The sequence below is a fragment of the Streptomyces sp. NPDC017225 genome (genome assembly GCF_044331465.1).
GTDB lineage: Bacteria > Actinomycetota > Actinomycetes > Streptomycetales > Streptomycetaceae > Streptomyces.
Map to the genome: position 1 here is coordinate 1 of NZ_JBIRNE010000021.1, position 14,175 is coordinate 14,175.

A 14,175-nucleotide genomic window follows, 5' to 3' on the forward strand; every position below is an offset into this window, starting at 1 on the left:
TACTGCAGGGGGGACCCTGTGGGAGAGTAGGACGCCGCCGAACAATCATTGCGAGGAAACCCCGCACCGGGAACGGTGCGGGGTTTTCTGCGTTTCAGGCCTGTTTACCAGGTTCCCTTTCAGGCCGGCTTCACCAGCTTCGCGTCGTACGCCAGGATCACCGCCTGGACGCGGTCGCGGGAGCCCGTCTTGGCGAGGATGCGGCCCACGTGGGTCTTCACCGTCGACTCGGCGAGGTGGAGGCGTTCCGCTATCTCGGTGTTGGTCCAGCCCTGGCCCATCACCCTGAGGATCTCGCTCTCCCGGTCGGTGAGAGCGGCCAGGCGCGGATCCGGGGCGTCCTCCGGCCGGGAAGCGGCCGGTAGATGGTGGACGTACGCGTCGAGTAGACGGCGGGTCAGACTCGGGGCCACCACCGCGTCGCCCGTCGCCACCGCGCGGATACCGGCGAGCAGTTCCTCCGGCTGGGCGTCCTTGACGAGGAAGCCGGAGGCACCGGCGCGCAGGCCGGCGTAGGCGTACTCGTCGAGGTCGAAGGTGGTGAGGATGAGGATCCTGGTGCGGCCTCCGGACGCGACGATGCGGCGGGTCGCCTCGATGCCGTCCAGGCCGGGCATGCGGACGTCCATGAGGACGACGTCGGGGTGGAGTTCGGCCGCCATGCGGGCGGCTTCGGCGCCGTTGGCCGCCTCGCCCAGGACCGTCATGTCGTCCTGGCTCTCCAGGAGCATCCGGAAGCCGAAGCGCTGGAGCGGCTGGTCGTCGGCGATGAGGACGGTGGTCACTGCGGGGGTTCCTCCGGTAGGTGCAGGTGTACGCGCCAGCCCTGCTCGGGGTGTGGGCGCGGGCCGGCCTCCAGTGTGCCGCCGTACAGGGAGGTTCGCTCCCGCATTCCGGGTAGCCCACGGCCGTCGGAGAGGGTGGGGGCCGGCCCGCCGCGGCCGGTGTCGGTGACGGTGAGGGCAACGGCGCCCCCGGTGTCGTAGGAGAGGTCGATGTGGGCGGTGGCGTCGGGGCCGGCGTGCTTGAGGGTGTTGGTGAGGGCCTCCTGGATGACGCGGTAGAGCGTCAGCTGGCGGCCTTCGGGGAGCGTGGGGTGGCCCTTGACCGTCGTACGGACGGGCAGGCCGGCCCTGCGGACTCCGTCGAGGAGTTGGCCGAGGTCGGTGAGGGCGGGTTGCGGGGCCAGTTCGGGCTGGGTGTGCGGCTGTTCGTCGTCGCGCAGGACGTCGAGCAGGCGGCGTAGTTCGCCCAGGGCCTGGCGGCTCGTGCTCCCGATGGCGTCCAGGGCCTGGGTGGCGCGTTCGGGAGACTTGGCGGCGGCGTAGCGGCCGCCGTCGGCGAGGCCGGTGATGACGGAGAGGTTGTGGCCGATGATGTCGTGCATCTCGCGGGCTATGCGGGCGCGTTCGGCGGCGGCGGCGAGCCGGAGTTGCTGGTCGCGTTCGGTCTCCAGGCGGCGGGCGCGGTCCTCGAGGGCCTCGGTGTAGTCGCGCCGGGTGCGGACGGTGATGCCGATGAGGGTCGCCGCGCCGATGGCGAGGAGCTGCGAGCCGACCTGCTGGTTCCAGGAGCCGGCGCTGTCTCCGTAGCGGGCCACCGTGACGCAGGTCGGGGTGACGACGAGGGCCACCGTCCACCACAGGTTGCGCAGCGGCCGGCGCAGGGCGATGTGGTGGACGAGGAGCAGCTGGAGCAGGGCCGCCTGGAGGGCGGCGCCGGACCAGGCGCTCGCGAGTGCCGCGGGCAGCGTCAGCAGGAGGGCGGCCCGGGGATGGCTGCGGCGCCAGAGGAGCGGGACGGACAGGGCGAGGCTGAGGGCGACGACGAGTCCGCCCGGGACGTCGGTGTTGTAGGCGATGTTGCGCCAGCCGTCGGAGGCGTCGATCAGGGCGGCCATCACCCAGAAGCCGCTGAGGAGCAGGTCCCACACGAGTGGACGGCGCCGGTCGGCCTCGCGGACCCGCCGGTTGACACGCTGGACGTACTCGGTGAGGGGTTCGGCCGGCCGTTCTTCCGGCGCGGGCTTCACGGGCTGCATTCGACCATGGTCGGGGATCCCGGCCCGGAGGGCGTCGTTCCGAGGGCCGGATATCAGGTGAGGGCCGTAGTACCCGGGTATTACGGTGGCCCGCATGAGTGCCTCGGTCCCCGGTGACTACGTGATCCGCTCCATACGTGCCGACGAGTGGCCGGCCGTGAAGGAGCTGCGGCTGCGCGCGCTGCGGGATCCGGTCGCGCATCTCGCGTACCTGGAGACGTACGACGACGCCGCGGCCCGGCCCGACTCCTACTGGCAGAAGCGGGCGGCCGACGCCGCCGAGGGCGCGTCCGGGGCGCGGCAGATCGTCGCGGTGGGACCCGGGGGCCGGTGGCTCGGCACGCTGACGGTGCTGGTCGAGGAGGCCGGGACGGTGGACTGGGCCGGGTTCCCCGTGGAGCGGCGACAGGGGCACGTGGTCGGGGTGTTCGTAAGGCCCGAGTGGCGGGGGAGCGGGCTGACCGGGGCGCTGTTCGGCGCCGGGGCGGAGTGGGCCTGGGCGAGCGGCCTGGAGGCGGTGCGGCTCATCGTGCACCCGGAGAACGGGCGGGCGCAGGGCTCGTACCGGAAGGCGGGCTTCGAACCGAGCGGGCGGACGGTGCCGCTGCCGGGCGGGCCCGGTGACCACGAGCTGGAGTTCGTGCTTGAACGGTGACCCGGTTTGCGAGGGCCCGGGTCTGGCGCCGTCACACCGGTAGTTCGTCGTGGGGCCAGCGGGCCCGGCCCTGTTCGCGGGACCGGAGCAGGGCCAGGGCCGGCATGCCCCGGTCCGCCCCGGTGGCCAGCAGCTCCGGGAGCTGGGGAAGCGGGGCCACGGCCGCGACGTCGTCCAGGACGAGCGTCATTGGTGGGTCGAGGCGACCGGAGGATGACCGTTCGGCCATGCGCCGGCCGCGCTCGACCACGCTTGAGACGAGCGCCGTCAGCAGGGGCATCGCGCCCGGGCTCGTCCGGGGGTCTTCGATGGATTCACCCACCACGTAAAGGGTTCCCTGTTCGTGGATGAAGGAATCCAAGGCGAGGGCATCATTTCGGTTGGGAGTGCACGCCTCGCGGATGTTGACCGTCGAGAGGGTGGCCAGGGCACGGGTCGTCAGCTGCTGGGCCATGTCCCGGCGTTCGGGGTGGGCCGTGAGGGCCCCTTCGAGCTCGCCCGCGGCGCCGGGTGCGGCCTTGGGGTGGGTACGGAGGATCCGTACGGCGTCCTGGATCTGGAGGCCCTGGGACCAGCGGTGGACGTGGCGGACGGTGCGGCCGTCGATGGCGGCGGCGTGGAGGTAGCTGCGCAGGAGCAGTTCGGCGGTGTCGCCGACCGCCTGGTCGAGCCGGGCGGTGGGGCGGACCGGGGTGAGGAGGCCGGCCGCCCTGCTCACGGCCGTCTGCCGGTCCTCGCAGCCCGCGGTGGGGGACCAGTGGAGGCGGGCCGGGGTGTCGCAGAGATGGCTCGGGTCGTAGAGGTGGCAGGGGCCGAGTTTCGCGCGGGCGTCCTTGGTGTCCGACCACAGGGCCGGGTTCGAGGTGATGACGAGGGCGGGGCCCGCCGCGTCGCGTACCGCACGGACGGCGGTCGAGTGGCGGGTGTCGGGCGGGCCGTAGTGCACCGTGACTTCGGCGCGGTTCGCCTCCCACCCGCTCGCCCGTCCGCCGTCGTTCCCGGGGGTGGGAGCGGATGCGGTGGCGGGGGTCAAGGGCTTCTCGGCCGGTGGTGTCTCCTGGCGTGGCGATCTCGGGGTCGGGACCTCGTGCGTCGGTGCGTCGTGCGTCGGTGCGTCGTGTGCCGGTGCCGGTGCCGGTGCCGGTGCCGGTGCGGGTGCCGGTTCAGGTGTGGGCTTCGGCTGTGGCTCAGGGGGCGGCTGAGGTCGTGACGCTCGCCGCTGCTGCCGCAGCGCCCGCCACCGGGCCACCGTGCCCAGTACGAAGACGGTCAGGACCACCAGCACCATCATCTGGCCGATGAACAGCCCCCAGAACAGCCCGTACCCGGAGAGTGCCGTCTCCGGGGTGTCCGGCCAGGCGCCGGGGATGTCCTGGGGCTCGGAGATCAGGTGGCGCATGGCCAGGGGTGTGCCGGAGAAGCTGACGCCGGCCGGCCAGGAGCCGTGGGCGAAGAGGGCGGACAGACCGGTCGCCGTCCACACCAGCACGGTCATGCCGAGGATGAAGGCGAGGATGCCGAGGAGCAGGCCGTCGGGAATGCCGCCCTGCTGGGCCGGCCGCCTGCCGTGATGGTCGCCCGGTCCGTCCGCTCTCATGCGTCCGGTCCCTCCCGTCTCATGCGTCCGGTGTCTCCTGTCTCATGCGCCCGGCCGCTCGCGTCTCATCCGCCCGGTCGCTCACGTCTTCCTGCGCCGCCGTCGATCCGGCCTGCTACGACACCGGACCTCCCGTGACACCGTGGATCCGGCTTCCTGTGACACCGTCGGTCCGGATCTCTACGCCACCGTCGATTCGGATGAGTCGCCGATGTGCTGTTCCATGAACGCCGCCGCCCGCTCCTCCGCCTCCAGTTCGGCGGCGCGCAGGGCGTCGTCGTTGAAGTCGGCGGAGGACTCGGTCATCGCCCGGTCGGTGAAGACCAGGGGGCGTTCGGTCTCGGTGATCAGGTGTTTGACCACCTGCACGTTGCCGTTGACGTCCCAGACCGCGATGCCGGGGGTGAGGGACGGGATGATCTCCACCGCCCAGCGTGGCAGGCCCAGGACGCGTCCCGTGGCCCGCGCCTCGTCGGCCTTCTGGGCGTAGATGGTCCGGGTGGAGGCCATTTTGAGGATGGCCGCGGCCTCTCTGGCAGCCGCCCCGTCGACGACGTCCGACAGGTGGTGCACCACCGCCACGAACGACAGGCCCAGCCGTCGCCCGAACTTGAGCAGCCGCTGGAACAGCTGCGCCACGAACGGGCTGTTGATGATGTGCCAGGCCTCCTCGACCAGGAAGATGCGCTTCTTCCGGTCGGGCCGGATCCAGGTGTGCTCCAGCCAGACCCCCACGATGGCCATGAGGATCGGCATGGCGATGGAGTTGCGGTCGATGTGGGAGAGGTCGAAGACGATGAGGGGCGCGTCGAGGTCGATGCCGACCGTCGTCGGGCCGTCGAACATGCCGCGCAGGTCGCCGTCGACGAGGCGGTCCAGGACCAGCGCCACGTCCAGGCCCCATGCCCGTACGTCGTCTATGGCGACGTTCATCGCCTCGGCCGACTCCGGCTCGGGGTGGCGGAGCTGCTCGACGATGTCGGTGAGGACCGGCTGGCGCTGGACGATGGTCTCGTTGACATAGGCGTGCGCGACCTTGAGCGCGAAGCCGGAGCGCTCGTCCAGGCCGTGCCCCATCGCGACCTCGATGATCGTGCGGAGCAGCGCCAGCTGGCCGGTCGTCGTGATCGCCGGGTCGAGGGGGTTGAGCCGGATGCCCTGGTCGAGTGCGGCCATCGGGTCCAGCCGGATCGGAGTTATACCCAGCCTCTGCGCGATGAGGTTCCATTCACCGGCCCCGTCCTCGCCCTGGGCGTCCAGGACGACGACCTGGCGGTCGCGGAAGCGGAGCTGGCGCAGCACGTACGTCTTCTCCAGCGCCGACTTGCCGTTGCCGGACTCGCCGAGCACCAGCCAGTGCGGGGCGGGGAGCTGCTGGCCGTACAGCTGGAAGGGGTCGTAGATGTAGCCCTTGCCGGAGTACACCTCGCGGCCGATGATCACGCCCGAGTCGCCGAGGCCGGGTGCGGCGGTGGGCAGGTAGACGGCCTGCGCCTGGCCCGTGGAGGTGCGGACCGGGAGGCGGGTCGACTCGACCTTCCCGAAGAGGAAGGACGTGAAGGCTTCGGTGAGGACGGACAGCGGGTCCCGCATCAGGCTCAGCCCCTACCTTCGGATGCCGGTGGCGAACGGAAGTGTGTTCACGAAGGCGCGATGGTGCTCACGGTCGCACCACTCCAGTTTCAGGTACGACTTGCCGGCCGAGGCCCTTATCGTCCGCTTGTCGCGGGCCAGTGCCTCGGGGGAGCGGGAGGAGACCGTGATGTAACCGACCAGGTTGACGCCGGCCGCACCGCTGGCGAGGTCCTCGCCGCGCTGGTCGAGACGCGAGTGGGCGGCCATGTCGCGCGGGTCGACGGTGCGGTTCATCTTGGCGGCGCGGGAGGCCTCGGCGTCGTCGTTGGTCTTCTCGGTCAGCATGCGTTCGATGGCGACCTCGGTGGGTTCGAGATCCATCGTCACGGCGACCGTGCGGATGACGTCCGGGGTGTGGACGAGGAGCGGCGCGAGGAAGTTCACGCCGACCGGGGTCATCGGCCACTCCTTGATCCAGGCGGTGGCGTGGCACCAGGGGGCGCGGGTGGAGGACTCGCGGGTCTTGGCCTGGAGGTAGGTGGGCTCCATGGCGTCCAGCTCGGCCGGCCAGGCGTTGCGCTTGGTCATCGCCTGGATGTGGTCGATGGGGTGGTCCGGGTCGTACATGGCGTGGATGAGGGAGGCGAGCCGTCCCTGACCCAGCGGCTGGCGTACGCGGATGTCGGCTTCCTGGAGGCGGGAGCAGATGTCGGTCAGCTCGCGCGCCATCACCACCGCGAGGCCCGCGTCCCGGTCCAGCTTGCGTCCGTTCTGCGGGCGGGCGGCGCGGGCCATGGTGTGCGCCTCGGCGGCCAGCTCGCGGGTGTAGTGCATGCAGGCGATGAGGTAGGCGCGGTGCTGCTCGCTGCTGGTGGACACCATGGACTGCAGCTGGTCGTACGACTGCCGCAGCCAGGGCGGCGACTTCTCGTCGCCGCGCTGGGAGACGTCCTTGGCGTGCGCGTCGGGGTCGGCCGGGAGGGTGCGGGCGAGCATCTGGATACGGGTGACGAAGCCGTCGCCGTTGGCCACGTGCTTGAGCAGGGTGCCGAAGCGGTCGACCAGGGCTTCCTGGTCCTCGGAGTCGCGCAGGCCGACGCCGGGGCCCTCGATCTCGATCGCGGCCGTCACCGTCTTGCGGTCGGCGTGCAGCAGTACGGCGATCTCGTCGGGGCCGAAGGGCGCCGCCAGCCACGTGATGCGGCCGATGCCGGGCGGCGGGCCGACCTCGACCTCCCGCCCGTCGATCCGGGTGCCGGCCTCGACGGCGCCGGAACGGTAGGTGGTGCCGCGGCGCAGCGTCCGCTTGAAGCTGCGGTTGATCTCGAACCACTTGTAGAACGTCCGGTGCTTGTACGGGACGTAGACCGCCGCCAGCGCGAGCATCGGGAATCCGACGAGCAGCACGATCCGGAGGGTCAGGACGGGGACGAGGAGCCCGCTCATCATGCCGAGGAACGCGCCGACGACGATCAGCGCGATCTCACCGGTCTCGCGGTTGCGGCCGACGATCGCGTTCGGCCGGGCGCGGCCGATCAGATACGTACGGCGGGGCGTGACCGGATGGGACACGTGGGACTCGGTCGTCAACGCCCGTCACCTCCTGTGCTGTTGCTACCGCTGGTGTTGCGGTTGGTGCTGGCGTGGGGCGTGTTCACCGGGCTGCCGGAGCGCGGTGCGGGTGCGGGTGCGGCGGAGGGGACATTTCCGCCGCCGCCGTTCGAGGGGCGCGAGCTGTGCGCGGCGACTCCGCCGGAGGCGGGGTTCGAGGGACGGGACGCGGAGGAGGACGACGACTGGCCGCCGCCTCCGCCGTCGCCGTTGTGGCGGGTGCTGTGGGTTCTGATGCCCTGGGCGACCAGGTTCGCCGGGGAGCTCATGACGGCCGCGGCCTTGCCCTCGGCGCCCTGCATGAGGCGGTTGTTGCGGCCGTTCGCGATCTCGTCGCCGAAGCCGGGGACGAAGCGGTAGATCATCGCGGAGGCGAAGATGGCCAGCAGGATGATCGCGAGGCCGGAGACGATGGCGGCGACGGAGTCGGGCCCCTCCTCCGTGGTCAGCGCGCCCGCGAGACCCAGCACGATGACGATCACCGGCTTGACCATGATCACCGCGATCATGATGCCCGCCCAGCGGCGGACATGGCCCCACAGGTTCTTGTCGACGAGGCCGGCGTAGACGACGACGCCGAGCAGGGCGCCGACGTAGAGCAGGACGGCTCGCAGATACAGCTCCAGGTACAGGATGCCCGCGGCGATGATCGACACGAAGGACACCAGGATCAGCATGATGGGGCCGCCGCCGATGTCGTTCCCCTGCTTCAGCGCTTCGGAGAACGTGCCGAAGAACGTGTCCGTCTGGTCCCCGGTGCCCTTGGCCAGGACATCGGTCACGGCGTCGGTGGCGGACACGACCGTGTAGAGGATCAGCGGGGTGAAGGCCGAGGCCAGAACGGTGAGCCAGAGGAATCCGATGGCTTCGGAGACCGCAGTGGTGAAGGGAACGCCGCGCACGGCACGCTTGGTGACCGCCAGCAGCCAGAGGATCAGGGTCAGGATCGCCGACGCCCCGAAGACGACGGCGTACTGCTTGAGGAACGTGCCGTTCGTGAAGTCGACTTCGGCGGTGTTCTTCACGGCGTCACTGAGGGTGTCGACGGTCCACGCAGCGGCCTCGGCGCAGCCCTTGGCGAGGGAGGAGAGGGGGTCGAGGGAGGAGGGGAGGGTGTCGGGGGTTCCCCCACCGCCTCCGCCTCCGGTGGAGCCGCCGCCACCGCTTTCGCCTCGTTCGCAGTAGTCCTTGGCGGGGCCGACGATGAGATCGCAGTTGTCATCCGACGGGGTCGGCGACGGTGTGGGTGCGGCGGCGGCACGGGTCGCCAGTAGCACGGCCATGGCCTGTACAGCGGTCAGGACGGCGCCGACCTTGAGTACGCGATGCGGGCTAGCGGGCATACGTGAACCCTCCGTACTCCAGGACGGCCTTGGACATCTCGTCGGCGCTGGAGGCCTTGTTGTCTCCGGGGACCGGCGCGGGGCCGTCCTTCTGGGAGAAGCTCTCGACCTTCCAGTCGTTGTCCGCCCAACGCAGTTGCAGGGTCATGGTGAACCAGTCACTGCTGACAGGGTCGGTGGTCTTCTCACCCGCGGTTCCGAACACGCCTGTGCACCAGACGTCCACGGACGCGGCGGTCTCGGAGTACTGCGTCGCCTTGGTGCCGATCGGCATGGTGCGTGACACGTAGGTGCTGCCGCCTGTGGCGTTGCCGTTCGCGTCCAGGCCGATGCTGCTCAGGAATTGCTTGCTGTACGCCTTGTCGAACTTGTCTCTCAGCGCAGCCTGCTTGTCCGCCACGAAGACCTGCTGGACGATCTCGGCCCGCCGGGCCGGCTTGAGGATGTCGGCCGAGACGAGAGTCGCCGCGTAGTTCGCCGCCGCGCTCTGCGCCCCCTGCTGGTCATGGGCGAAGCCCGCCTTTACCGGCTGCGTCCCACTGGGCGCCGTAGACGATGCCTTCGGCTTGTCCGCGGCTCCGTCGTCCGGGGATGCGGAATCGTCTCCTCCACGGTTCGCGAAAGCGATCGCCGCGAGGAGGAGGACGACGACGCCGACCACGGTGACCAGGCTCCGGGACGACGAGCGGCCGCCGCGCCGGGGGCCGCCGTAGCCGTCGTCGCCCCCGTCGGGCAGCCGGGTGCGTGTCTGACCGGTGCCGCCGTAACCGCGGGAGGAGTCCTGGTCGTCTCCGAGACTCATGCCGTGTACGCCCCCTCGACGTCGTGCCTGCCGTAGAAGTACGACGGTAGCCGCGCTGGTTCCCGCGCGGGCGCGGTGTGGTGACTCGACATCAGGGAAACGCAACCTCAGCCGGTTGGCACGACGGGCGGGTGGGATGGACGAGAAGCAGGTATGTTCACCGGGCTACACGGCCATCCCGTACACGATGGTGAAGAGCGTGCCGAGCGAACCGATGATGAACACGCCGGTGAGGCCCGCCACGATGAGGCCCTTGCCCTGCTCCGCGCTGAAGGTGTCGCGGAGCGCGGTCGCGCCGATGCGCTGCTTGGCGGCACCCCAGATGGCGATGCCGAGGCAGAGCAGAATCGCGACGGCCATCACCACCTCGATCATGATCTTGGCCTCGTTGCCCAGGCTGCCGAAGGGGCCCCAGTCCGGAGCGATCCCCCCGATGATCGTGTTGATGTCTCCCTCGTCGGCCGCAAAGAGCATGTAAGTCACCGCCCCTGTTGGGTAGTTCCGCACCCTCTGCGGACGTGCAGAGGTCAAGCCTCATTGTCGCTGACAATGACACCGGCGTATGTCGACTTGGCGTCATTGATTGGCGGGTTTCGTGCGAATAGCTTGCCACCGGTCCACGCCGGGCCCTAACAGGGTGGCGCGGACCGGTGGCCGAAGAGTCGTATGGTCACTCTGTGTATCACGTATGGTTACGCCGGGCAATGAGGCTGGGGCGCAACCTGTCGTGAGGTCGCGTCGTTGGGCCCTTCTGCGAAGTGGTCGAACTCGCCCGCCCGTACGCCGAACGCGAAGGCCTCCCACTTCTGACGATCCGTCGTGACGACGGTTCCCGGGGTGCCGGTGCCGTGGATGCGGACGGAGGTGTCGACGTCATCCTCGTGGGTGAAGGAGACCTGGACGGCCGCCGGTCGGGTGTTCGACCTCGGCGCGGCGAGGAGGGAGCCGAAGGCGGCGGGGGTGGCGGTGAGCAGGGAGCCGGTGGGGTCGCTGCTTTCGGTCGGATGGACGTCGGTGGCGCTGGCGCCGACGTGGAGGCAGGAGTCGCCCACCGGCCCCTACGCCCTCCGCATCCGGGGGTCTGCACCTGGTGCGGGCCTGCGCGGACGCGGTGGGTGCCGTGCTCCGCGAGACCGGTGCTTCCAAGTGCGGGAAGTTGCTGTGGGCGGAGTGCTCCAATGGTTGAGGGACAGTCACGAATGACGTGCGACATGGCCGGAAAGTGTTATTGAACGGCCCGGTCGTGGGGGAGGGTTGGGCCATGCGCAAGATGTGGGTCGGGGCCGGTGTCGCGGTCGCGGGCGGGCTGGGCTTCGTGATGCTGCTCGTCGTGGGCGTCTACCTCGTCGCCGGGGACCTCGCCGGCGGCGCCGGTGGTGGTTCCAAGATGCTCGCCAAGGGGTCGGTGCCCGCGGCGTACCAGCCGCTCGTGCAGAAGTGGGGCAATCACTGCCCCGCCATCAGTCCCGCGCTGCTCGCCTCCCAGCTCTACCAGGAGAGCCGCTTCAACCCGAAGGCGCAGAGCCACGCGGCGGCGCAGGGCATAGCGCAGTTCATCCCCGGGACATGGGCCACCCACGGGGTCGACGGGGACGGGGACGGGGACCGGGACGTGTGGGATCCGAACGACGCCATCCCGTCGGCGGCGTCGTACGACTGCTCCCTCGCCTCGTACGTGAAGGACGTGCCCGGGGACCCGACCAGGAACATGCTGGCCGCCTACAACGCGGGGCCCTACGCGGTGATCAAGTACCAGGGTGTGCCGCCGTACGAGGAGACGCAGAACTACGTAAAAACGATCACGACACTCGCGAAGAGCTTCGCCGCGCCCACCACCCGGGTCGATCCCTCCGAGCAGGCCGCCGGCGCCATCGCCTACGCGCAGGAGAAGCTCGGCACGCCCTATCTGTGGGGCGGGAACGGGACGGCCGACCAGGGAGGGCGGTTCGACTGCTCCGGGCTGACCAAGGCGGCGTTCGAGAGCGTGGGGATCGAGCTGCCCCGGGTGGCGAACGACCAGTACAACGCGGGGGCGCATCCCTCGCGGGACGAACTGCTCCCCGGTGACCTGGTGTTCTTCTCGGACGACCTCACCAACTCGCGGGCCATCCGGCACGTGGGGATGTACGTAGGCGGCGGATACATGATCAACGCGCCGCGGCCGGGCGCGGTGATCCGGTTCGACCCGATCGACACCCCTGATTACTTCGGGGCCACCCGGGTGACCGAGGATGGCGCGAAAGCGCTGCCCACGACGGTGTGAATGGCAGGGTTTGAACCCAGCGTGAAACCCTGCCCTGAGCTGCGACGACGTGTCTCTCTTCGATAACGTCTGCGTGATCATTCGGTGGAGCGTGGAACGTATCAACGGGGGTCGTGCGTTCCTGTTCACGTGTAGGTGTGCGGTGGGGGCCGAGCGGCTCCGGCGGATCTACGACCACGGGGGTGGCAGAAGAGGCGTGCGCTCGGTGCGCCGGAAGATATGACGAAGGGGCCGCAGCACCATGGCTGGACTCGCCGAATCCGGGTCGAACCCCGACGTCGAGCTGCTCTACGACATCAACGGCCTGGCCAAGGACGCGCCGCACTGGTTCGACCGGGTCATGGAGTTCGTGGGTGAGTACGGACTGCTGTTCGCGATCGTGCTGCTGGTGCTCTGGTGCTGGTGGTCCGTGCGGCGGCGCGGCGGTGAGGGAGCGGCGTCGAACGTCGCGGCACTGACGTGGGCGCCGTTGGCGGCCGGCGTCGCGGTGCTGGTCAACGTGCCGATACGAGGCTTCGTGGAGAGGCCCCGGCCGTTCAAGACCCATGACGGGCTCGAGGTCCTCGTCCAGGGGAAGGAGGACTTCTCCTTCGTGAGCGACCACGCCACGCTCTGCATGGCCCTGGCCGTCGCCCTGTTCGTCGCCAACCGGAAGTTCGGGCTCGTCGCGATCGTGCTGGCCGTGTTCGGCGGTTTCATCCGCGTCTACATGGGCGTGCACTACCCGACGGACGTCATCGGCGGCTTCGCCCTCGGTACGGCCGTCGCGCTGCTGCTGTCGCCGGTCGCCATGGCCCTGCTGACGCCGCTGACCCGGGCGATCGAGCGGTCGCCCCGGGTGGGATGGCTGGTCAGCGCGCGGGGGCGAGGCGACGCCGCCGGGCGGGACGCCGTGATTCCGGGGGCGCGCAAGGAGAGTGCCGGGGCGGGGGAGCGGGATCTCGCCGCCTGAGGCTGACTGACTGGCCGGCTCGCCGGCTGGTCGGCCGGCTGGTGTCACTGAAGGAACCGGCCCTGTTGATGGTGCGTACAGCGCCTTGGCGTAGTGCGTGAAGACGCGGTTTCGGTCGTACTGGCGTGTGGGACACGCTGGGCGCCCGGGCCGCGTCTTCGTCGTTTCGCGGGGTGCCGACGGCGCCCGCTCGAGGTCAGGCGGGCGCGTGCGCCTTCGCGTCCGTGCGGGCCAGGCTTCTGGCCCTGCGGGCCGGGCCTCGCCAGCCGCAGGTGCAGCGGGCCAGGCAGAAGGGGCCCTGTTCGACCGTCGTCGTGAGGTGTTCCGGGATGTCCTGGGGGGCCTCGAGACCTTCCTGCTGCGCCACGCCCACAACGTTACCGGGGTCGCCTGCCCCTCGTTAACCGGGACGGCAGGGGGTCCGGAACGGGCGTGACGGCTGGAGTAGGTGGCGATGATCCGATGGGAGAGGGAGCGGCGGCGGAGGAGGACGGTGGGCGGGGGCATCGCCCTCGCCGGGGGCGTGGTCTGTGTGTGTCTGGCCGGGGGCGGGTGCTCCTGGCAGGGGGCCGCCGTCCAGGGGGCGGGCGGCGCCGGCGGTGATCCGGTGGCCGTGCTGCACCGGGCCGCCGACCGGCTGGTGGCCGCCGGGAGCGCCAAGGCGCGTACCGCGATGGAGATGGCCAGCGGCGGGACGCGGGTGACCATCCGGGGCGAGGGTGTCTACGACTTCGAGGGGCGGCTCGGGCGGCTGAAGGTGCGCCTGCCCCAGGACCCGGCGGGGTCGAGTGAGCACCGGCCGATCACCGAGCTGCTCGCCCCCGGCGCCCTGTTCATGAAGAACCGGGGAGCCGGTGTGCCCGACGACAAGTGGGTGCGGGTGGAGATCGCCTCACTGTCCGACGGGAACCTGGTGACCGGCGGGGCGACGGACCCGTTCGCCGCCGCCGAGGTGCTGCTGGGGACGCGGACGGCGACGTACGTGGGGCGGACGGAACTCGCGGGGATCCCGGTACGGCACTACCGGGGGACCGCCGATCTCGCCCGGGCGGCGCGGGACGCCTCGGACGGCAACAGGGAGGCGCTGGCCGCGGCGGCCGAGGGGTTCGCCACCGCCGAGGTGCCGTTCGACGCCTACCTCGACGACGAGGGCCGTATCCGCAAGATCCGGCACCGCTTCAGCTTCGCCAACGGACGGGACGAGGGCACCGTCGCCGTCACCTCGACGACGCTGCTCTACGATTTCGGCGCCGCCGTCCGCGTACGGCTGCCGGAGGGGCAGGACATCTACGCCGGCAAGATCGCCGCGGAGCCGGGGGAGGCCGGCAAGGACTAG

General features: G+C 70.5%; 14 protein-coding genes. 4 read left to right on the forward strand and 10 right to left on the reverse strand.

The annotated features are described in order from the left end of the window. Positions 1-119: 119 nt before the first annotated feature. Complete coding sequence (locus ACH4NX_RS31935; protein ID WP_398129631.1) at positions 120-785, reverse strand: response regulator; 666 nt, start codon at positions 783-785, stop codon at positions 120-122. Beyond that, positions 782-2,041 carry a sensor histidine kinase gene (locus tag ACH4NX_RS31940; protein ID WP_398129630.1) on the reverse strand — a complete coding sequence of 420 codons (1,260 nt, stop codon included), beginning with the start codon at positions 2,039-2,041 and terminating at the stop codon, positions 782-784. Before ACH4NX_RS31940 ends, ACH4NX_RS31935 begins: the two co-directional genes overlap by 4 nt. Before the next feature lie 94 nt (positions 2,042-2,135). On the opposite strand from ACH4NX_RS31940, the gene ACH4NX_RS31945 reads away from it, so the two are divergent. Then, positions 2,136-2,696, forward strand: coding sequence for a GNAT family N-acetyltransferase (locus ACH4NX_RS31945; protein WP_351398346.1), 561 nt, complete (start codon positions 2,136-2,138; stop codon positions 2,694-2,696). Between the two features lie 31 nt (positions 2,697-2,727). Here the strand turns inward: ACH4NX_RS31945 and ACH4NX_RS31950 are convergent, their stop codons facing one another. From ACH4NX_RS31950 to ACH4NX_RS31980, 7 genes are all read right to left on the reverse strand, one after another. Beyond that, positions 2,728-4,293, reverse strand: coding sequence for a TraM recognition domain-containing protein (locus ACH4NX_RS31950; RefSeq protein ID WP_398129629.1), 1,566 nt, complete (start codon positions 4,291-4,293; stop codon positions 2,728-2,730). 180 nt (positions 4,294-4,473) lie between these two features. Further along, the gene (locus ACH4NX_RS31955) at positions 4,474-5,886 is read right to left on the reverse strand and encodes an ATP-binding protein (RefSeq protein WP_398129628.1); all 1,413 of its coding nucleotides are present in this window, start codon (positions 5,884-5,886) and stop codon (positions 4,474-4,476) included. 12 nt (positions 5,887-5,898) lie between these two features. Further along, complete coding sequence (locus ACH4NX_RS31960; protein ID WP_398129627.1) at positions 5,899-7,458, reverse strand: SCO6880 family protein; 1,560 nt, start codon at positions 7,456-7,458, stop codon at positions 5,899-5,901. After that, the gene (locus tag ACH4NX_RS31965) at positions 7,455-8,822 is read right to left on the reverse strand and encodes a hypothetical protein (RefSeq protein WP_398129626.1); all 1,368 of its coding nucleotides are present in this window, start codon (positions 8,820-8,822) and stop codon (positions 7,455-7,457) included. The genes ACH4NX_RS31960 and ACH4NX_RS31965 overlap by 4 nt, the downstream gene beginning before the upstream one ends. Further along, complete coding sequence (locus tag ACH4NX_RS31970) at positions 8,812-9,624, reverse strand: hypothetical protein (RefSeq protein ID WP_398129625.1); 813 nt, start codon at positions 9,622-9,624, stop codon at positions 8,812-8,814. The genes ACH4NX_RS31965 and ACH4NX_RS31970 overlap by 11 nt, the downstream gene beginning before the upstream one ends. Before the next feature lie 165 nt (positions 9,625-9,789). Continuing rightward, the gene (locus tag ACH4NX_RS31975; protein WP_121747793.1) at positions 9,790-10,098 is read right to left on the reverse strand and encodes a hypothetical protein; all 309 of its coding nucleotides are present in this window, start codon (positions 10,096-10,098) and stop codon (positions 9,790-9,792) included. Between the two features lie 218 nt (positions 10,099-10,316). Further along, on the reverse strand, positions 10,317-10,676 hold the full coding sequence (locus ACH4NX_RS31980) for a DUF397 domain-containing protein (protein WP_351398355.1): 360 nt from the start codon (positions 10,674-10,676) through the stop codon (positions 10,317-10,319). A 191-nt stretch (positions 10,677-10,867) separates the two neighbouring features. Here ACH4NX_RS31980 and ACH4NX_RS31985 point away from each other — a divergent pair, with 191 nt between their 5' ends. Then, positions 10,868-11,887, forward strand: coding sequence for an NlpC/P60 family protein (locus ACH4NX_RS31985; protein ID WP_398129624.1), 1,020 nt, complete (start codon positions 10,868-10,870; stop codon positions 11,885-11,887). A gap of 241 nt (positions 11,888-12,128) precedes the next feature. Next, the gene (locus ACH4NX_RS31990) at positions 12,129-12,839 is read left to right on the forward strand and encodes a phosphatase PAP2 family protein (protein WP_351398358.1); all 711 of its coding nucleotides are present in this window, start codon (positions 12,129-12,131) and stop codon (positions 12,837-12,839) included. A gap of 196 nt (positions 12,840-13,035) precedes the next feature. Here the strand turns inward: ACH4NX_RS31990 and ACH4NX_RS31995 are convergent, their stop codons facing one another. After that, a complete protein-coding gene (locus tag ACH4NX_RS31995; protein WP_351398360.1) occupies positions 13,036-13,206 on the reverse strand; it encodes a hypothetical protein in 171 nt (56 codons plus the stop codon). Positions 13,207-13,293: 87 nt separating this feature from the next. On the opposite strand from ACH4NX_RS31995, the gene ACH4NX_RS32000 reads away from it, so the two are divergent. Next, the gene (locus tag ACH4NX_RS32000) at positions 13,294-14,175 is read left to right on the forward strand and encodes a hypothetical protein (RefSeq protein ID WP_351398362.1); all 882 of its coding nucleotides are present in this window, start codon (positions 13,294-13,296) and stop codon (positions 14,173-14,175) included.